Consider the following 17,616-nt stretch of genomic DNA (forward strand, 5'->3'; position numbering starts at 1 on the left):
ACGTACCGGAGCGCGACATCCCCCGCCGGCACTGGGCCGGGGCAAGGAGGTGCCGTGCGGGCGTTCCTATATCCGCAGGAGTTGCAGCTCAGCGAGGTCGGGCGGCGCCCGCCCGCTCTCGGGCATCCCCGCCGCTCCGCCGGGCAGCGCCACGGGCACAGGGGCCGCATCGAGGGCCGCGGCCAGAGCGGGAGGCGCGTACGCAGCGGCGACACCGGCCGCCGCACACGTGGCATCCGCATGATCCACGTGACCCAGCCCGCCATCGGTGTGCGAGCAGCCGTCCACCACCTGCTGGGCGGCTTCCTCGTGGCCCATCGCCATCACGTGGCTTCCGGCAGCCGCCGACGCCTTCGCGGGAGCAGGCCCCGGCCCCAGGCCGTGCATCGCCAGCACGCCGGCCAGCACCGCCAGCACCAGCAGCGCAAAACCGCGCCCCGCAGGGCGACGGCTCGACTGCATCGTGCTGGTCATACGGGAATCGTACGATCCGGCCCCGCGACTCCGCCTCCCCCGCCCGATCGGAATCCACCGACCGCGTGACCGGACGGCCCGATCGATTCTCAGAATCGAACCTTTCGCGGAGCAAGATCGGAAATGGTCGGCGGAAACGGCCCGGACCCAGTTTCACTGTCAGAACCCGTTCTCACTCAAAAGTGGTCCGGGGCATGTCCCGGGAGGCTCGTGACAGCATCCGGATTTCCCCGGAGAACGGTGTGAACGCCGTGTTGCCGGACGGCTGCACCCGGGGCGCCCGCACCGATACTGGCCCTGACGATCTCGGGGCGGGGGCAGTGGTGGAGTGGTGGGTTGGGTTGGGCGGGCTGGCCGCGGGGTTGCTGATATCGGTGATGACCGCGCCGGTAGGGGTGTCGGGTGCGGTGTTCCTTCCCCCTGTCCAGTTGAGCGTGTTCGCGGTGCCCAGCCCGGCGGTCACGCCGACGAACCTTCTGTTCAACGTCGTCGCCGGTCCCGGCTCGCTGTGGCGTCACCGCGCAACCGGCGCCCTGCGTGGCCCGTTGACCCGGCGTCTGCTCCTGGGCACCCTGCCGGGTGTGGTCATCGGCGCGGCCGTGCGGGTCTTCGCCCTCCCCGGCCCGACCGTCTTCCGGCTGCTCATCGCCGGATTCCTGCTTCCGCTCGGTCTGTGGCTGTGCACCCGCACTCTTCGCCCGTCACGTGGCCGGGCCGCGGCCGAACCCTCCGACCGTACGGTCACCGCCCTCGCCGTCGCCGTGGGCGCGGTCGGAGGGATCTACGGCATCGGCGGCGGCTCCCTCCTCGGCCCGGTCCTCGTCGGCCGGGGCGTGCCCGTCGCCCGTGTCGCCCCGGCCGCACTCGCCGCCACCTTCGCGACCTCCCTCGTCGGTGCCGCCGCCTTCGCGCTGCTCTCCTTGACCGGGCGGGGGAACATCTCCCCGGACTGGTACCTGGGCCTGTCCATCGGCCTCGGCGGACTCATCGGTGGATACCTCGGCGCCCGCCTCCAGCCCCGCATCCCCGAAACCGCGCTGCGTCTCCTCCTGGGCGCGCTGGCCGCCACCATCGGCGCCCTCTACGCCGTCCAGACCGTCACCTGAGCAGGACCGGGGAAAACAACAAGCACGCACGCGTGGGGCCCCGGTCGGAGACCGGGGCCCTGGAGCGGGCGGGGGGAGGTCAGCAGCAGTCGCAGCCGGGACGGCAGTCGCACGCGTCCGCCTGGGCGGACGGCGCCGCCGCGGCCGTGGGGGCGCAGCAGCCCTTGCCCTGCCAGGCGTCGCGGCCCTCCTTCACCGCGATGGCGGCGATCACGAGGGCTGCGATCGGGTCGGCCCAGGACCAGCCGAGGGTCGCGTTGAGGAGCAGCCCGATCAGCAGTACGGCGGACAGGTAGGTGCAGAGCAGGGTCTGCTTGGAGTCGGCGACGGCGGAGGCGGAGCCGAGTTCGCGTCCGGCCTTGCGCTGGGCGTAGGAGAGGAACGGCATGATCGCAAGCGACAAGGCAGCGATGATGATGCCGGGGATGGAGCGTTCGGCTTCCGCGGTGCCGGTGAGTGCCCGGGCGGCGTCGAAGGTGACGTACGCGGCGAGCGCGAAGAAGGAGACGGCGATGATCCGCAGGGTTCGTTGTTCGCGGGCTTCGCGGACGGCGTGGTCGGCGGCGGAGAACTGCCAGGCGACCGCGGCGGCGGAGGAGACCTCGATGATCGAGTCGAGGCCGAAGCCGATCAGGGCGGTGGAGGAGGCGAGCGTGCCGGCGGTGAGGGCGACAATCGCCTCGATGACGTTGTAGGTGATCGTCGCCGCGACGAGGAGGCGTATCCGTCGGGTGAGCGCGTCGCGGCGGGCCGGGGAGGGTCCGAGAGATATCGGTATCTCGGCGGCCATGGTCAGCAGCAGCCCTTCGTCTCGGCGTCCACGCAGCTGCGGTCGCTCCCCACGGCCACCACGGCCGTGCGCAGATCGTCCAGGGCATGGCCGAGGCGTTCGTCGGCCAGCTCGTAGCGGGTGCGGCGGCCGTCGGGCACGGTGACGACCAGGCCGCAGTCCCGCAGGCACGCCAGGTGGTTCGACAGCCGGGTACGGGAGATCCCGAGCGCGTCGGCGAGGTCGGCCGGGTAGGCGGGGGCGTCGCTCAGGGCGAGCAGGATGCGGCAGCGGATCGGGTCGGCGAGCGCGCGGCCGAAGCGGGCCAGCACCTCGATGTCGGAGGCAACAGTCAGCACGCCCACGACAGTACACAAGGTTCTGAATTCAGGAAATCGTGAACCCTGCGCACCTTCGCGCCTTCAAAAACCCCTTCAAAAACCGGAGTCGTTCAACAACTCCCGACCACCGTTTTCTGACATGATCCGGGGCCATGATCGCCCTCGAACCGGCCGACGAACCGGACCTCCTCGTCGCCGAACCGCTTCACCGCACCGAAATCAAGATCGGATACGCCCGGGTCTCTACCGGCGGGCAGAAGCTCGAACGGCAGCTCGACGCGCTCACCGCCGCCGGATGCCGGAAGATCTTCGCGGACAAGAAGTCCGGCAAGAACGCCCTCCGCCCCGAACTGAAGGCGTGTCACGCCTTCCTCGACTCGGGCGATACCCTCGTCGTCCCCTCGCTCGACCGCTACGGCCGCAGCCTCCAGGACCTCATCAACATGGTCGCCGAACTCCGTGACCGCGGCATCGGCTTCACCTCGCTGCACGAGAACCTGGACACCACCACCCCCGGCGGCCGGCTCGTCTTCCACGTCTTCGCCGCTCTCGCGGAGTTCATCCGCGAACTCATCGTCATCGGCACCAACGAGGGCCTGGCCGCCGCCCGCGCCCGCGGCCGCGTCGGCGGGCGCCCCAGCGTCGCCACCGAGGAAGTCATCCGCGCCGCCCGCGACCTGCTGCCCGACCCCGGCCGCTCCATCACCTCCATCGCCAAGCTGCTCGGCGTCTCCCCGGGCACCCTCTACAACCACATCCCCGACCTGCGCGAACTGCGCTCAGGCGCCCTGCGCCGCCAGATCGAAGCGGGCCAGCGCTGACCCGCTCCCGCACCGGCCACGGGGCCCGATCAAGGCGCCCCGCAGCGGACCTAGGCTGGCCAGCGGACAACCCGGCACCGGCCGGGAACGAGAGGAGCAGGCAGGCATGAACGGCCCCGATCGGGAGCTGGCCGAAGCCCAGCGCGCACACTGGCAGCAGACCTACGGCTCCCACCCCGGCATGTACGGGCAGGAGCCCAGCGCACCGGCACTCCACGCCGCCACCGTCTTCCGGGCGTCCGGGAGCCTGAACGTGCTGGAACTCGGCGCCGGCCACGGCCGCGACGCCCTGTTCCTCGCCCGGGAAGGGTTCACCGTCCAGGCCACCGACTTCTCCGCCACCGGCCTGGAACAGCTCCGCCACGCCGCCCGCGACCAGAACGTCGCGGACCGCGTGAGCACCATGGAGCACGACGTGCGCACCCCCCTGCCCCTCGCGGACGCCTCAGTCGACGGCGTCTTCGCGCACATGCTGCTGTGCATGGCCCTGTCCACCAAGGAAATCCAGACGGTGGTCGACGAGATCCGCCGCGTACTGCGGCCGGGAGGCTCCTTCGTCTACACCGTCCGGCACACCGGCGACGCGCACTACGGCGCCGGCACCGCGCACGGCGACGACATCTACGAGCACGGCGGCTTCGCCGTGCACTTCTTCCCCCGCCACCTGGTCGACACCCTCGCCCACGGCTGGACCCTCGACGAGGTCCACGCCTTCGAGGAAGGCGAGCTGCCCCGCCGTCTGTGGCGCGTCACCCAAACCCTGCCACGATGACCACCACACCGACACCTGCACCGGCCATGACCGTGGACGGCACCGGCCTGCTGTGCGTCACCCTCCTGCTCCGCCTCCGCGCAGCCATCCAAGGAGCCGCGGCAGGAACGATCGTCCACGTCATCGCCACCGACCCGGCCGCACCGCTCGACCTGCCCGCCTGGTGCCACGTGACCGGGCACCACTACCTCGGCCCCGTCCCCGGCGAACGACCGGTGTACGCCCTTCGCCTCACCTCGGACGCCCGCCCGACCAGGCCGGACGCGGCCTGGCACGCGACCTGAAACGGCCGCTCTCGAACCCGCGCGCTTCACCAAGATCAATCTCAGCGGCACTTCCTGTACCGCAACTACTCACGCCCGCGAACCCACCGCGCTCGCCGACCACCTCACCGCCCACGACCTGGTCCCGGAGATGCTCGCCGGGCCCCTGCCCGGGATGCACGACCCCAGGAGACCGTACGGGAGAACATCCGCGAGTCCGCCCTCGAAGGCCTCGACACCGCAGCCCGCAAGGCAAACGGAAGGGCCCGGCCAGCGTCGACGTACCGTCAGCCGCCCACCAGCGGTGCTCGGGCTAGGGGCCGGCTTTCGTTCCGATGTTCCTCGACCCCCGCCCCCCCTGATCCACCACCCAAACGCTGTCTAGCGGGCTGCCCGGCGGGCGTCCCTTTCCGCGCAAGCGGCTGCGTAATGGGCTTGGGCGGAGATTGTCAGGGGATCGTCCTCGCCGAGGAGCGGACCGGACATGACCAGGACCTTCCAGTAGAGCCGGATGGCCTTGCCCAGGTCTCCCTTCGTGTGATGGGCGAGGGCGAGGTTGTGGGCGGATGTGAGGACATCGGTGTGGGCTGGGCCGAGGATGCTCTTCTGCGCACGGAAGGTGGCCTTCAGCAGGGGGAGGGCCCGCGCCGTGTCCCCCGCCTCCAAGAGAGCGAGACCGAGGTTGGAAGCCGACTTCAAGGTCTGGGCGTCGTCCTTGCCCAGCGTCCGACGGTGGGAGGCGAGAACCCGTTCGCAGAGTGGAACGGCCTTGACCGGGTTCCCCGCGTCGCGGTGCGCCGAGGCGAGCCCGTACAGGGCGTTCACGGTCTCGGGATGGTCCTCGCTCCGCCTGTCGACGTTCGTGTCGACGGCCTGCTCCAGGAGGGGGATCGCCCGGCCCGGGTTCCCGGCGGCCAGGTGGGCGGACGCCAGGTTGAGACGGGTGGCGGAAACGTGCGGGTGTCCCTCGCCCAGCGCACGTACCTTCGCCGCGAGGTTCTGTTCGAAGAGCGGGATCGCCTTGTCCCAGTCCCCCCTCTCCAGATGGATGAGGGCGAGGTTGTTGAGGGCGATGAGGGTTTCGGGGTGATCCTCGCCGAGCACCCGCCGCCGGTCGTCGAGCACCTGGCCGCAGAGCAGCAGCGCCTGCCCCAGGTCTCCCGCCGCCCGGTAGGCCCCGGCCAGACTCTCGCGGGCGGCGAGCGTGTCGGGGTGAGCCTCTCCCAAGACCCTGAGCCGGTCTGTGAGTACCTGCTCGCAGAGCGGGATCGCCCGCTCCGTGTCCCCCGCCTCGGTGTAGGCGTCGGCGAGCTGGCCCCGGGCGGCGAGCGAGTGCGGATGGTCGTGACCCAGGACTCGCGCCCTGTCTTCGACCACGTGCTCGTACTCCTCAATCGCCTGGTGCGGATCCCCGGCCGCCTGACGTGCGGAGGCGAGGTTGGCGCGAGTGGCGAGGGTGAGGGGGTGGTCCTCTCCCAGGGCCTCCTCCTGGCCCCGGCGGAGCCGTTCGTACAGCGGAACGGCTCGGGCTGGGTCTGCCGCCGCCTGGGACGCCTGGGTGAGGATGAGACGGGCGGCGTGGGTGTCAGGGTGGTCCTCCCCCAGCACACGGGCGCTGACGGCGACGTTCCGCGTCTGCAGTTCCAGTGCCCGGTCGAAATGCCCACCCGCCAGGTAAGCGGTCGCCAGATTGGAGCGGGTGGTAATGGTGAGGAAATGGCCCTCGCCTCCCAGACGGAGGCTGTCGGCGAGGGCCTGCGCTAACACGGCCGTCGCCCCGTCCACGTCCCCGGCCTCCATCTGGACGACCGCGAGACTGACCCGGGACCCAATGCTGAGGGGATGGTCCTCGCCCCACTGCCGCACGGTCACCGCGATGGCCCGCTCGAGCAGGGCAATAGCGCCCGCAAGGTCACCGATCGTATGGCGGGCGGCGGCGAGGTTGTTGAGGACATGGGAGGTGTCCGAATGGTCCGGAGCCTGGTTTCGTTCCAAATAGGCGAGGGCTCGTTCGAGGTGCGGGACCGCCCGGTCAGCCAGCCCATGGCTGTGGAGGTAACACCCCGCCTGGTTGAGGAGGCCCGCCATGTCCGGCAGGTCGTCGGCGACCCGAGTGTTGTGGGCCAAGGCGTCGATGTGCGGGATCAGGCTGCGCCACTGGGGCCACGAGGCGGGATCCCGCCAGGCCAGGGGACTGACGACCTTGTACAGGCCGACGGTCGCGTAGACGCGCGCCATCTCGACGAGAACCGGATCGCGGTGAGGGTCAGCGGGGTCGGGTGTACGAGCCAGTCCCTGCACGAGACGGTGCATGCCGAGGGAGCGGGTGGCCGGGTCTACATCGATCATGCTGTACGCGTTCAGGAGACCGATGGCGTCGGCGACTTCGCGCGGCGTCGGCATCGGCTCGAAGGGGTTGTCGGGAAAACGGTCGACGAGGTGGGCGGGAATGCGGTCGGGGCCGTACCAGGCCAGGGCGCGCAGGACGCCGACGGCGAAGGGCTGGAGTTCGCTGACGCGGTCCAGCGTCACGCGCCAGACACGGGCGACGGTGTGCTCGGCGGCGGTGCGGCCTTCGCCTCCCCTCTGGTACGTCCCGGCCGGGTCCGCGCTCAGGAGGCCGAGGTAGTCGCGCGGGGTGAGCAGCGGGTTCTGCGCCAGGTACTTGGCGGCCTGCACGACCCCGAGCGGCAGATGGCCGAGGTCGGCGCACAACTCGGCAGCGCCGTCCAGGTCGCGTGGGCCGGCCGCGGTGGTGATGCGGGTGAGGAGGGCCAGGGACTCGGCCGGGTCCAGGACATCGAGCCGGATGACGGTGGTGGCGGTCGTCCAGGTCGTGGCGAGCCGGCTGGTGATCAGGAAGCGGCCGCCGGGGGCGCGGGCGAGCAGTCCGGCGATGTCGGCCGGGTCGGTGACGTTGTCCAGGACCAGCAGCCATCCGGTATGCCCGGCCAGCCATTGGAGGGCGTACTCGGCCAGGGCGGCCGTCGTGAGCACCTTGGCCAGGGCGGGCTGCAGGGCGATGGCCACAGCGGCGAGCCCCTGCTGGACGCCGGTGGGGCTGTCAGCGGTGATCCATCTGACCGGCTTCAGCCCCTGGGAGCGGGCCCGGGTGGCCACCCAGTGGGCGGCCAGAGCACTCTTGCCGACCCCGCCGAGCCCGTGCACCGCCTGGAGATGCACCTGACCGACGGCCCTCAAGGCCGAGTCGAGAGCCTGGAGCTCGGCCTCCCTGCCCACGAAGTGGCCCGGCAGGTAGGGCAGATCGTCCATTCCCCGCGGGGCCTTCACCTTGGCCGCCGCCCGTAACACCTCGGGAGGCAGCAGCACGCTGGAGTGGTCGTTGTAGATGCCCGTGACCGCGATGCCACCGTTGTCGGCGACCGCGTTGCCGGACCCTGTCACCTGTTGGACAGGAGGTGGGGAAGGGACGTCCCCCGTCACTCGTATTACCTCGACGGCGGTGCCCCGTGCCGGGCTGCGCCCGCCGCCGTCACGTCGTCTGCCCCAGCGCCATTTGGCCACGGCTCCCCCGAATCTCTCGGCTCTTCGCTTTTCGCTCTTCGCCCTGTGCCCGACGGCTACGCGTCGGCGATGCCGCTGACCGCCCGGGAGCCCGGGCCGGTGGCCTCAGCGTCCCCGGTATTCACCGCTCGCGCCGACCGTCCGCTGGTGCGCTCGACGCCCGTCACCGCGCGACCGCCGTCCCTGGCCACCGCCCTTCCGGTGGCCACGGCCAGGTCACCGTCCGTTCCGGCGGCGAAGGCGAGCAGCGCCCGCAGCTCCTCGGCCACGCGTTCCTGGTCCCCGGAGTCCAGGCTCTCCAGCAGGGTCTCGAAACGTTCCTGCCAGACGCCGCCCTGCCGGGCCCGCTCCCGCTCCAGGTCCTCGGTCGTGCCCGGTTCCAGCGCCCGCGAGGTCCGGTCCAGGCGTTCCAACTCGGCTTGGCCTCGCTCCGCGTCACCACGCCCGAGGAGCTCCGCCACGCGGCCCCGCATGCCGTGCCACGCGTCCGTCCCGGCGGCTTGTACCACGGCACCGCCCGCGGCCGCCGCCAACGCAGTCAACGCTTCGACCAGCACAGTCCTCACCCCCCGTTTTGCGGACCGCCCCTGGGCCGGCCGCACCGAAAGACAGCGGGACTACCCTAAAGAGCCGACGGATTCCCTGACGGAGAATCCGCAACATCCGGGCAGCCCGCCAGGCAGTGTACGGGTGCTGGATCATGGGGTGGTGATACGTCGCCATGGACTGTCCGATGCCGAGTGGAACCTGATACGCCCGCTGCCGGCCCGGCCCGCGCTTGGGGTGGCCCCGGCTGGACGACCGGATGATCCTGAACGGGATCGTTCACAGTCGGCCGGTGCGGTCTCTGCGGCATCGTCACCAGTGAGGTGAGCGTCGATCGCGGCGCTCCCATCCGCGCTGAACCGCGTGTGTCGACCACAAGGCGCCGTTTCCTTCCGTCATCTTGATCCGTCGCAAATGAGGATGGGCGTGACCAGGGACGAGGCGATGTGGACAGTGTCCTCGGCGTCGGGGTGCTGGGGACTCTTGCGGCTGCGGAAAGCGTCTCGACCGGCGTGTTGCTCGCTCCTGAGGGTCAGCTGGACGATGTCTCGACTGGTTTTGACGGAATGGTGTCGGAGCCGGACGGCTACCAGTTCCATCTCGACGAGCGTGCCCACGAGGCCGGTGGTCTTCAACTCATCTGCCATGGTGCGCGCTTGTGCCAGTGACAGGCCGTGCACCTCTATGGGTGCGGCAGGTGTCTCCGAAGCACTTCCGCCGACTCCGGCACAGGCCGGGTAGAAGCAGCACATGCCGCGGCCCCCCGACCGACCCTTCAATGCGCCGCGTGCCGACGCCATTCGTCGACCGCAGGGAGGGTCCCGGCGCCCATGACCGCCAGCGCCACGGGCCCGGGCAGCATCACGATGGCGCGGACCACTGCTGAGAACGGCGACTCGGCTATGGCCTCGACGATCTCGCGTGCCTGCTCACTACGCCCTGCCTGCCGGTGCTCGTACCAGCTGGACAGGAGGTTCTTCGCAGTGATGAAGGCCGCCTTCCGGCCTCTGACCAGTGGCTGGCGGTTGAGTCCGAACACTTCGATCGACTTCCGTCCCTTCGGCGTCAGCGCCTGGTACTCGCCTGACGCGAGGAGGAGAACCAGGTGGGATGCAGGGTCCTCGGAGGTCGGGTCGACGAGCAGGCACGCGCCGGAAGCATCACGCGGGTACCTGTGCACCTTGGAGTTGCTGTTGCAGTGCGCGCAGGCGAGCAGGTGGTTCGGCCAGTCGAAGGTGCGCAGCGGGTCGTCGGCGATGGGCTGGAAGTGGTCGATGTCCGTGCCCAGGCTGTCCTCGCAGTACATGCACCGCTCGATCCCGGACGCCATCTCCTTGAGCAGCCCCCTGACGTGCCTCTTCGGCGCGTCGGCATCGCGCCACTGGGCGACCGCGGACCCGGCTGATGCGGATCAACCACATCGTCGGGCGGCACCTGCGGAAGAGGAAGCGGACCACGATCGCGGACAGGACCGCGGCGCCCGCGCCGGACCTGGTGATGCGCGGCTTCACCGCGGATGCCCTGAACACCCGGTGGTGCGGCGACATCACCTAATCCCTTGTTAAGGGCGGTGCTGGAGGAGATCGAGTTCCTCGGGCCTGTTCGAGTGCAGGCTTGCGACATCTTTCGATTCCCGGGCTGCAGGAAGCCTCTCCGTAGATCGGTGCGCATGCCTGCACTGAAGTGAGGGTGTTGGTGCCCGCGGGTGCCGGACGGACGCCTGGACATCACCTGGCCCCGCGCCCATATGTAGAGCGGCGACGTCCGGCACCTGCGAGCGTCAACACCCAACTCTTGATCACTCGTTGGTGTTGGTGGTGCGAGCCCGCGCCACGGTGACCTCTTGCGAAGCCCGAGCTGTTCCGAGCTCCCGTCTAGACCGAGGCCCGTGGGGTGAGCTGGTGCCACGAACAGCTACTGAGGTGGCGGACCAGCCAACACGGCTGAGTCCTGGGATTAGGTCGCTGCGTGGTTCCGCATGAGCTCGTGACCAGCACAGATAGACAGGATCACTGGGAGGGGCCTTGATCTACTGCGGCATCGACTGGGCGGAGAAGACTCACGACGTCGCCCTGGTTGACGACAGCGGCCAGCTGCTGGCCAAACGGCACATCACCGACGACACCGCCGGCTACCGGGTCCTGCTGGACCTGCTCGCCGAGTACGGCGACAGCCAGGAGGCCCCGATCCCGGTCGCGATCGAGACCTCCCGCGGCCTACTGGTAGCCGTGCTCAGGACCGGCACGAGGCAGGTCTTCGCGATCAACCCGATGGCCGCCGCCCGATACCGCGACCGGCATTCCGTCTCGCGCAAAAAGTCCGACCCGGGCGACGCCTTGGTCCTGGCGAACATCCTCCGCACCGACATGCACGCCCACCGGCCTCTGCCCCAGGACAGCGACCTGGGCCGTGCCGTCGCCGTGCTCGCACGAGCCCAGCAGGACGCCACCTGGAATCGTCAGCAGATCTCCAATCAGCTCCGATCCCTCTTACGCGAGTACTACCCCTCCGCCCTCGCAGCCTTCGACCCTTGGCGCAACGGCCTCTGCCGGCCCGAGGCCCACGAGCTCCTCAAAGCCGCCCCGACACCGGCCAAGGCCGCACGGCTGACCCGCACGCAGCTTCAGGCCGCACTCAAGCGGGCCGGCCGCCAGCGCGGCATCGACGCCGAGGTCGAGAGGCTCCAAGAAGTCTTCCGCGCCGACTGGGCTCACCAGCCGCCACTGGTCGAGGGCGCGCTCGGCAGGCAGATGCTCGCCCTCCTAGTCCAGCTGGAAGCCGCCTGCACGGCCGCAGACGACCTCGCGAAGGCGGTGGAGGAGACGTTCCCTCAGCACCCCGACGCTGAGATCATCCTGAGCTTTCCCGGCCTCGGCACCCAGCTCGGCGCCCGGGTGCTCGCCGAGATCGGCGACGACCGCAAGCGGTTCGCTGACGCCCGCGGCCTGAAGGCATACGCCGGCGCCTCACCCATCACCAGAGCCTCGGGGAAGAAGTCCAGCATCACCCGCCGATGGGTCAAAAACGACCGCCTCAACCACGCCGGTTACCTCTGGGCCTTCGCCGCCATCACCGCGTCACCCGGCGCCAAAACCCACTACCGCCGACGCCGCGACGCCCACGGAGACTGGCACGCCCCCGCCCAGCGCAACCTCTTCAACCGCATGATCGGCCAGCTCTACCACTGCCTACAGAACCACTGTCTGTTCGATGAACACACCGCCTACCCACCCGAACTCGCCGCCGCAGCTTGACGAGTTACACGCCTGAGGTGTCTACATAGCCGTCGGCCCGGCCTGGCTCTACCTCGCCACGGTGATCGACATCTGCTCGAGGAAGGTCGTGGGCTGGTCGATCGCGGACCATATGCGCACCTCGCTGGTCACCGACGCGATCGAGATGGCCGTGGCCGCCCGCGGCGGCCGGGTCCACGGAATCGTTGTCCACACCGACAGGGGCGCCCAGTACAGCGCGGCCGCCTTCGCCGACGTCTGCCGCCGGCACGGCATCCGGCGCAGCATGGGCCGGGTCGGCTCGAGCTACGACAACGCGCTCGCCGAGTCGTTCTTCCAGGGCCTCAAGCGCGAGTGGCTCCACGGACGCCGCTGAACCTCGACAGCACAGGCCCTGCTCGAGCTGTTCCGCTGGCTTTCGTACTCCAACCGGCGCCGCCGCCACTCCGCGCTCGGCTACCACACACCAGCCGAGTTCTCCCAGGGACCAACCTCAGGGCCCGGGTCTGCACGGTGTGGTTGGGGTGGTGAGAGTTGGCGATGGTGAACTGCCGCAGCGGTCCGAAGTGCGCTTCGATCGGGTTCGCCCACGCGGCGTAGGTCGGAGTGAAACACAGCTCGACCTTGTATTTCTTCGCCCAGCGACGGATGTCGGCGCCCTTGTGGGCGGACAGGTTGTCCAGGATCACGTAGATCGGTGCGCCGTCGGGCCGGGCGGCGCGGATCGATTTCAGCGCGGCCAGCGTGTTCACGGCTCCCTTCTTGCGCCGGTTCACGCCCCACAGGCGATCGTCGCCTACCGAGTAGCAGCCGTGGAAGTACCGGATTCCGTGAGTGCGGTGGTAAGTCGCTGGCAGTCGGTCGGGACGCCGTTGTTCGGCCCAGCCCGAGCCCGCGATGGGCCGGATCCCCAGCGGGCCGAACTCGTCGAAGGCGAGCAGGCACCGTGACGCCTCCCGGCCGATGCGGATCACCCGGCTGTGCACTTTGCGCAGGTAGGCGACCAGCTTGCGCAGCGACCAGCGGGTGAACGGCTGGCCGAGCTTGATCGGGCGGGTAGTGGCCGTCGCGATGACGAAGTCCTCGTCATCATCACCGAGTCGGCGGGGACGGCCTCCCGCCCACCGAGACATCTCACGATGCCAACGTGTCAAGCGGCAGCGGCCAGTTCGGAGGGGAACGCGACGTGTTCGTCGAACAGTTCGCCAGTCTGGAGACAGTGGTGGAGTTGTCCGATCATGCGGTTGAACAGGTGCCGCTGGGCAGCTGCATGCCAGTCCCCTTGTTTGCGTCGATGACGGTAGTGGGCGTCGGCTCCTGGCGAGGATCGCAGGGCTGAGAAGGCCCACAGGTAGCCGGCATGGTTGAGCCGGTCGTTCTTCACCATGCGGCGTCCGACGTGGTGTTTCTTGCCTGAGGCTCGGGTGACGGGTGCTGATCCGGCATAAGCCTTGAGCCCCCGGGCGTCGGCGAACCGCTGTCGGTCGTCTCCGATCTCGGCCAGCACCCGGGCGCCGAGCTGGACCCCGAGGCCAGGGAAGCTCAGGATCAACTCAGCGTCCGGGTGCTGGAGAAAAGAGGCCTCCACTGCCTCGGCGAGCTCGTCGGCGGCGATGCAGGCGGCTTCCAGCTGCCGCAGGAGGGCGAGGGCTTGCTTGCCGAGCGCGTCCTCGACGAGGGGCGGCTGGCTCGCGTAGTCGCTGCGGAAGACCTCGCGGAGCCGTTCGGCTTCGGCTTCGATTCCGCGGCTGCGGCCGGCGCGTTTGAGGGCAGAGCAGAGCTGGGCCCGGGTAAGCCGGGCGGCCCGCGCCGGGGTGGGGGCAAGCTTGAGCACCTCGCGGGCTTCCGGGCGGCAGAGGCCGTTGGCCCAACTGGAGAAGGCGTCCAGGGCGGCAGGGTAGTACTCGCGCAGGAGCGAGCGGAGCTGGTTGGCCATCTGCTGCCGGTTCCAGGTCGCGTCCTGCTGTGCACGGGCGAGGACGGCGATGGATCGGGCGAGGTCGCTGTCGTTGGGCAGGGGCCGGTGGGCGTGCATGTCGGTGCGGAGGATGTTCGCCAGGACGAGGGCGTCGCCGGGGTCGGACTTCTTCCGGCTGGCGCTGTGACGGTCGCGATAGCGGGAGGCGGCCATCGGGTTGACGGCGAAGATCTGCCTCTTGCCCTGCCGCAGGATAGAAACCAGCAAGCCGCGGCTCGTTTCGATCGCAACTGGAATCGGGGTGCCTTCGGTATCGCCGTACTCTGCCAGCAGGTCCAGCAGGAGTCCGTAGCCGGCCGCATCGTCACTGATTCGGCGCTTGGCCAGCAGCTGGCCGGTATCGTCGACGAGGGCGACGTCATGGTGCTTCTCGGCCCAGTCGATCCCGCAGTAGATCAAGTCATTCCTCCCCTTGGCACTGTCATCTGTGCTGGTCACGAGCGCATGCGGGCCACGCGGCTCCCTAATTCCAGGACTCTCTGGTCCGACATCTCACAAGCCGTTCGTGGCACCAGCGCACCACACGGGCCTCGGTCTTGACCGGGGTTCGACGACTCGGGTCGGATGAGAGGTCACCGTGAAGCGGGCTCGTACCACGAGCTCCAACGAGTGGTCACGGCGGTCAGTGTTGGTGGCCGCGGAGGTGCCGAAGGGCTCCCCTCTCGGCTGAGGTCTCGGCGGACCGTGTCTGCTTGAGGAATGCCTTCGGCACCCGCGCGGCTACCAACAGCGATGTCCGCAAAGTGGGGCCGCCCGCCACTCTCAGTGAAGGCCTCGTTGGCCGGGGTCCAGGAAGGCATGACGGTCCCGCTGTCGAACAGCCCGGTTGGCTTCGAGAAGCCGACCGGCGCCGCTATCAACGAATTAGGGTCCAGGCAGGCCAGGCCCTCCTCATTGAACGCATGGATCACATCCCGGACAGTGTCCTCGTCGGCCTGGACCAGCTGGGCGATCACCGGCACCCGGTTCCCGCCGGCCGAGGCCAGCAGCATCATCGCCCCCCGGTAGCGAACCGAACTGGTGCTGCCCCGGCGCACGATCTGCTGCAGCTGCTGCCCCTCCTGATCAGTAAGTCTGCGCACACGGACGGGCTCGGCCGCCGCGCCTCCAGCGGTCGGATCGGACGTCACCGCACATCCAACCGCTACGACCGCCGACCCGGCGAACCTATGCGGTCACGGCACTAGAAGCCGTAATGCTCGGCATGTCCCGACTTCGAGGTCGCGAGCTGCGGTCCCTCGTTGATCAACTCGACGAGTTGTACTGATCAAGTTCAGGCCGGACGTTTAGACGTCAAGATAAGTGCCTGTTTCGCATTTCCTGACCCGTGTCAGTGGCTCGCGCTCCGTAACGCGGTCGGGGCTGCTGGACCGCTGACGTCACAAAGCCGGCGGGGACCGCGGCCAAAGCCGGGTCACGAGCTGGACGCCGATCCGTCCGCTCCGTACCGGAGGCCGTCGAGGAGCAGGTCGAGGAGGCGTCCGGCCCGTTCGCGCTGGTGGGGAGCGCTGGTGATCAGCCCGATGCCGGCCAGGCTGAAGCCGACATCGAAGGGGTCGATGTCCGGGCGCAGGAGACCGGCGTCGGCGCCGGCGTGCAGCAGGGTGCCGAGGGCGGTGGCGAGCTTGTCGAGGGTTTCGGCGAAGGGGTCCGCACCGGATGCGGCCGCGGCCCGCAGTGCGTCCGCCATGCCCTGCTTGGCAGTGAGGTAGTCGATGAAGTCGTCCATCCACAGGCGCAGCGCCTCGTCCGGGGCATGGTCGGCCAGTCGTTGTGCGGCGCTGTCGCAGACGCGGGCGAGCTCGTTGCGGTAGGTCGCCTCGATGAGTGCCTCGCGTGTGGGGAAGTGGCGGTAGAGCGTGGCCGAGCCGACGCCCGCGGCTTTGGCGATGGTGTCGATGGCGACGTCCGGGCCTTTCTCGGAGAAGGCGCGTACGGCCGCTTCGAGGATGCGCTCGCGGTTGCGGCGGGCGTCGGCGCGCAACACGCTCGGTTTGGTGGTCAAGGCTGCTCCCTTCGTCAGGGGATCAGTCTATCTGGACAACTGGGGAGTTCCCCGTTTACTGTGATGACTAACCGGGGAACTCCCCGGTTACGGCGTTGACCGTGACGCTCCACGCGCAAGGAATGGCGATCATGACAGCACAGCAGCCCATCGGCTCCGGCTTCGGGGCCCGCAGCACCACGGCCGACGTCCTGGCCAGCCTCGACCTCACCGGAAAGCTCGCAGTCGTGACCGGCGGTAGTTCCGGACTGGGGCTGGAGACCACGCGCGCCCTGCGGGGCGCCGGCGCGAGCGTCGTCGCAGCCGTCCGCCGCCCGGAAGCGGCCGCGGAAGCCTTCACCGCAATGGACGGGGTCGAGGTGCGCCGTCTCGACCTGGGCGACCAGGCCAGCGTGCACACCTTCGCGGACGAGTTCCTGGCAAGCGGCCGCAGCATCGACATCCTCATCAACAACGCCGGCGTGATGGCCCTGCCCGAGACCCGCCTCGGCCCCGGCTGGGAGGCGCAGTTCGCCACCAACCACCTGGGCCACTACACACTCACGAACCGGCTGTGGCCCGCCCTGGCAGCCGACGGCGGCGCGCGCGTGGTCGCGCTCAGCTCTGCCGGACACCGCTACTCGCCGATCCGCTGGGACGACGTCATGTTCGCAAACGACTATGACAAGGCCGTCGCCTACGGACAGTCCAAGACCGCGATCGCGCTGTTCGCCGTCCACCTCGACGCCCTAGGCCGCGAGCACCAGGTGCGGGCCTTCGCCGTCGCCCCCGGTGCCGTCATGACCCCGCTCCAGCGGCACATGACTCGCGAGGAGATGATCGCCTTCGGCTGGATCGACGACCAGGGCAACACGGCCCCCAGTTTCAAGACCCCCGAGCAGGGTGCCGCCACCCAGGTCTGGGCGGCCACCTCCCCGCAGTTGGCCCACACCGGCGGCGTCTACCTGGACGACTGCGAGATCGCCCCGCTCTCCCAGGACGACGCACCCGGAGTCAGGCCCTACGCGGTCGACCCCGAACAGGCCGCACGCCTGTGGACCCTGTCCGCCCAGCTGACCGGCACCAACGCGTTCGCGAACCGGTGACACGACGGCAGCGCACTCCCCTCCAAGAAACCCGCACCTGAAATCTCCGCAAGAAGGATCACGAGATCATGACGAACACCGATCTGGCCGCCGTCGCGAACGAAGCACAGGCATGGTTCGACAGCTACGTCGAGACGTTCATCGGACTGGCAGCAAAGGGGAGCACCGATCCCTCGCCGCTCCTCGACTACTTCTCGGTGCCGATCAGCATGACCATGGGGACGGCCCACACCGTTCTCACCTCCGCCGAGGCGCTCTCCCAGGGACTCGCACACGAGCTGCGCGCACTGCGCGACGCCGACTACGGGGGCAGCAAGGCCCTCGACCCGGTGGTGCGCGCGCTCAACGAGCGGGCCGCGCAAATCGAGGTGACCTGGGCGCGCCAGGACAGCCAGGGGCGGGAGTTCCAGCGTGTCCGTGTGCTCTACCTGGCCGCCCGTACCGACGCGGGATGGCGGACGGTCGCCTCCGTGATCCTGGCCAGCTGACGAAGCACATTGCCCGCGCGGTCGCCCGCAGTGCGCTCGCCAGTCAGCGAGGCGACAGAACCAGGCCACAAGATCGCCAACGTGACAGCACGTGCTGATCGATGTCACGTCGATGCTCGTCCCCACGGCTTGGCGGGGGGGGGGGGGGCCCCGACACCCCACGGACAGAAGCGGGCGGGGGGGACAAGGGTGGAGGGGAGGGGGGGTGCC

The 17,616-nt window shown here is 69.5% G+C and carries 16 protein-coding genes and 4 pseudogenes; 10 read left to right on the top strand and 10 right to left on the bottom strand.

Translation table 11 applies throughout. The features are described 5' to 3' along the window. Positions 1 to 66 precede the first annotated feature (66 nt). Positions 67 to 474: a DUF6153 family protein gene (locus ACZ7GJ_RS26605; protein ID WP_470755372.1), complete on the bottom strand. Its 408-nt coding sequence runs from the start codon at positions 472 to 474 to the stop codon at positions 67 to 69. A gap of 323 nt (positions 475 to 797) precedes the next feature. Between ACZ7GJ_RS26605 and ACZ7GJ_RS26610 the strand changes: the two genes are divergently transcribed. Beyond that, positions 798 to 1,580: a TSUP family transporter gene (locus ACZ7GJ_RS26610; RefSeq protein WP_470755373.1), complete on the top strand. Its 783-nt coding sequence runs from the start codon at positions 798 to 800 to the stop codon at positions 1,578 to 1,580. A 79-nt stretch (positions 1,581 to 1,659) separates the two neighbouring features. On the opposite strand, the gene ACZ7GJ_RS26615 is transcribed toward ACZ7GJ_RS26610, so the two are convergent. Together ACZ7GJ_RS26615 and ACZ7GJ_RS26620 are read right to left on the bottom strand one after the other, a co-directional pair. Next, positions 1,660 to 2,370 (bottom strand): cation efflux transmembrane domain-containing protein, encoded by a 711-nt coding sequence (locus ACZ7GJ_RS26615; protein ID WP_470755374.1) that lies wholly within the window; start codon positions 2,368 to 2,370, stop codon positions 1,660 to 1,662. A gap of 2 nt (positions 2,371 to 2,372) precedes the next feature. Beyond that, positions 2,373 to 2,708 (bottom strand): ArsR/SmtB family transcription factor, encoded by a 336-nt coding sequence (locus ACZ7GJ_RS26620; RefSeq protein WP_470755375.1) that lies wholly within the window; start codon positions 2,706 to 2,708, stop codon positions 2,373 to 2,375. 134 nt (positions 2,709 to 2,842) lie between these two features. Between ACZ7GJ_RS26620 and ACZ7GJ_RS26625 the strand changes: the two genes are divergently transcribed. The 3 genes from ACZ7GJ_RS26625 (at position 2,843) to ACZ7GJ_RS26635 (ending at position 4,567) form a co-directional block, all read left to right on the top strand. Then, complete coding sequence (locus tag ACZ7GJ_RS26625; protein WP_470755376.1) at positions 2,843 to 3,511, top strand: recombinase family protein; 669 nt, start codon at positions 2,843 to 2,845, stop codon at positions 3,509 to 3,511. 106 nt (positions 3,512 to 3,617) lie between these two features. Beyond that, positions 3,618 to 4,283, top strand: coding sequence for a class I SAM-dependent methyltransferase (locus ACZ7GJ_RS26630; protein ID WP_470755377.1), 666 nt, complete (start codon positions 3,618 to 3,620; stop codon positions 4,281 to 4,283). Further along, positions 4,280 to 4,567, top strand: coding sequence for a sulfurtransferase TusA family protein (locus tag ACZ7GJ_RS26635; protein WP_470755378.1), 288 nt, complete (start codon positions 4,280 to 4,282; stop codon positions 4,565 to 4,567). The genes ACZ7GJ_RS26630 and ACZ7GJ_RS26635 overlap by 4 nt, the downstream gene beginning before the upstream one ends. A gap of 360 nt (positions 4,568 to 4,927) precedes the next feature. Here the strand turns inward: ACZ7GJ_RS26635 and ACZ7GJ_RS26640 are convergent, their stop codons facing one another. Continuing rightward, positions 4,928 to 7,951 (bottom strand): tetratricopeptide repeat protein, encoded by a 3,024-nt coding sequence (locus tag ACZ7GJ_RS26640; RefSeq protein ID WP_470755380.1) that lies wholly within the window; start codon positions 7,949 to 7,951, stop codon positions 4,928 to 4,930. Between the two features lie 176 nt (positions 7,952 to 8,127). Beyond that, positions 8,128 to 8,628 (bottom strand): hypothetical protein, encoded by a 501-nt coding sequence (locus ACZ7GJ_RS26645; protein WP_470755381.1) that lies wholly within the window; start codon positions 8,626 to 8,628, stop codon positions 8,128 to 8,130. A gap of 435 nt (positions 8,629 to 9,063) precedes the next feature. Between ACZ7GJ_RS26645 and ACZ7GJ_RS26650 the strand changes: the two genes are divergently transcribed. After that, a complete protein-coding gene (locus ACZ7GJ_RS26650) occupies positions 9,064 to 9,285 on the top strand; it encodes a hypothetical protein (RefSeq protein WP_470755383.1) in 222 nt (73 codons plus the stop codon). A 107-nt stretch (positions 9,286 to 9,392) separates the two neighbouring features. Here the strand turns inward: ACZ7GJ_RS26650 and ACZ7GJ_RS26655 are convergent, their stop codons facing one another. Beyond that, the gene (locus tag ACZ7GJ_RS26655; protein ID WP_470755385.1) at positions 9,393 to 9,947 is read right to left on the bottom strand and encodes an HNH endonuclease family protein; all 555 of its coding nucleotides are present in this window, start codon (positions 9,945 to 9,947) and stop codon (positions 9,393 to 9,395) included. A gap of 38 nt (positions 9,948 to 9,985) precedes the next feature. On the opposite strand from ACZ7GJ_RS26655, the pseudogene ACZ7GJ_RS26660 reads away from it, so the two are divergent. The 3 genes and pseudogenes from ACZ7GJ_RS26660 to ACZ7GJ_RS26670 form a co-directional block, all read left to right on the top strand. Further along, positions 9,986 to 10,168, top strand: a pseudogene (locus tag ACZ7GJ_RS26660) (IS3-like element ISRhosp1 family transposase); the annotation flags it as partial. A 473-nt stretch (positions 10,169 to 10,641) separates the two neighbouring features. Next, entirely contained in the window at positions 10,642 to 11,871 is a 1,230-nt protein-coding gene (locus ACZ7GJ_RS26665; protein WP_470755386.1) for an IS110 family RNA-guided transposase, read from the top strand. 22 nt (positions 11,872 to 11,893) lie between these two features. Continuing rightward, a pseudogene (locus ACZ7GJ_RS26670) lies at positions 11,894 to 12,334 on the top strand (IS3 family transposase); the annotation flags it as partial. On the opposite strand, the pseudogene ACZ7GJ_RS26675 reads toward ACZ7GJ_RS26670, so the two are convergent. The 4 genes and pseudogenes from ACZ7GJ_RS26675 to ACZ7GJ_RS26690 form a co-directional block, all read right to left on the bottom strand. Then, positions 12,249 to 12,977 (bottom strand): annotated as a pseudogene (locus ACZ7GJ_RS26675) (transposase); the annotation flags it as partial. The pseudogenes ACZ7GJ_RS26670 and ACZ7GJ_RS26675 overlap by 86 nt on opposite strands. A gap of 23 nt (positions 12,978 to 13,000) precedes the next feature. Continuing rightward, positions 13,001 to 14,227: an IS110 family RNA-guided transposase gene (locus ACZ7GJ_RS26680; protein ID WP_470755490.1), complete on the bottom strand. Its 1,227-nt coding sequence runs from the start codon at positions 14,225 to 14,227 to the stop codon at positions 13,001 to 13,003. Positions 14,228 to 14,694: 467 nt separating this feature from the next. Further along, positions 14,695 to 14,958: pseudogene (locus tag ACZ7GJ_RS26685) on the bottom strand (helix-turn-helix domain-containing protein); the annotation flags it as partial. A 284-nt stretch (positions 14,959 to 15,242) separates the two neighbouring features. After that, positions 15,243 to 15,833: a TetR/AcrR family transcriptional regulator gene (locus tag ACZ7GJ_RS26690; RefSeq protein WP_470755388.1), complete on the bottom strand. Its 591-nt coding sequence runs from the start codon at positions 15,831 to 15,833 to the stop codon at positions 15,243 to 15,245. 128 nt (positions 15,834 to 15,961) lie between these two features. Between ACZ7GJ_RS26690 and ACZ7GJ_RS26695 the strand changes: the two genes are divergently transcribed. Further along, entirely contained in the window at positions 15,962 to 16,918 is a 957-nt protein-coding gene (locus ACZ7GJ_RS26695; RefSeq protein ID WP_470755491.1) for an SDR family NAD(P)-dependent oxidoreductase, read from the top strand. A 68-nt stretch (positions 16,919 to 16,986) separates the two neighbouring features. Then, the gene (locus ACZ7GJ_RS26700) at positions 16,987 to 17,406 is read left to right on the top strand and encodes a DUF6841 family protein (protein ID WP_470755390.1); all 420 of its coding nucleotides are present in this window, start codon (positions 16,987 to 16,989) and stop codon (positions 17,404 to 17,406) included. Positions 17,407 to 17,616: the final 210 nt, after the last annotated feature.

The sequence above is a fragment of the Streptomyces sp. NPDC037242 genome (assembly GCF_055604165.1).

What these genes read in the sequence shown, in the direction of transcription:
- ACZ7GJ_RS26655 (WP_470755385.1), bottom strand. Translation starts at nt 9,947, where the DNA reads ATGGCGTCCGGGATCGAGCGGTGCATGTACTGCGAGGACAGCCTGGGC.
- ACZ7GJ_RS26625 (WP_470755376.1), top strand. Translation starts at nt 2,843, where the DNA reads ATGATCGCCCTCGAACCGGCCGACGAACCGGACCTCCTCGTCGCCGAA.
- ACZ7GJ_RS26605 (WP_470755372.1), bottom strand. Translation starts at nt 474, where the DNA reads ATGACCAGCACGATGCAGTCGAGCCGTCGCCCTGCGGGGCGCGGTTTT.
- ACZ7GJ_RS26630 (WP_470755377.1), top strand. Translation starts at nt 3,618, where the DNA reads ATGAACGGCCCCGATCGGGAGCTGGCCGAAGCCCAGCGCGCACACTGG.
- ACZ7GJ_RS26635 (WP_470755378.1), top strand. Translation starts at nt 4,280, where the DNA reads ATGACCACCACACCGACACCTGCACCGGCCATGACCGTGGACGGCACC.
- ACZ7GJ_RS26615 (WP_470755374.1), bottom strand. Translation starts at nt 2,370, where the DNA reads ATGGCCGCCGAGATACCGATATCTCTCGGACCCTCCCCGGCCCGCCGC.
- ACZ7GJ_RS26700 (WP_470755390.1), top strand. Translation starts at nt 16,987, where the DNA reads ATGACGAACACCGATCTGGCCGCCGTCGCGAACGAAGCACAGGCATGG.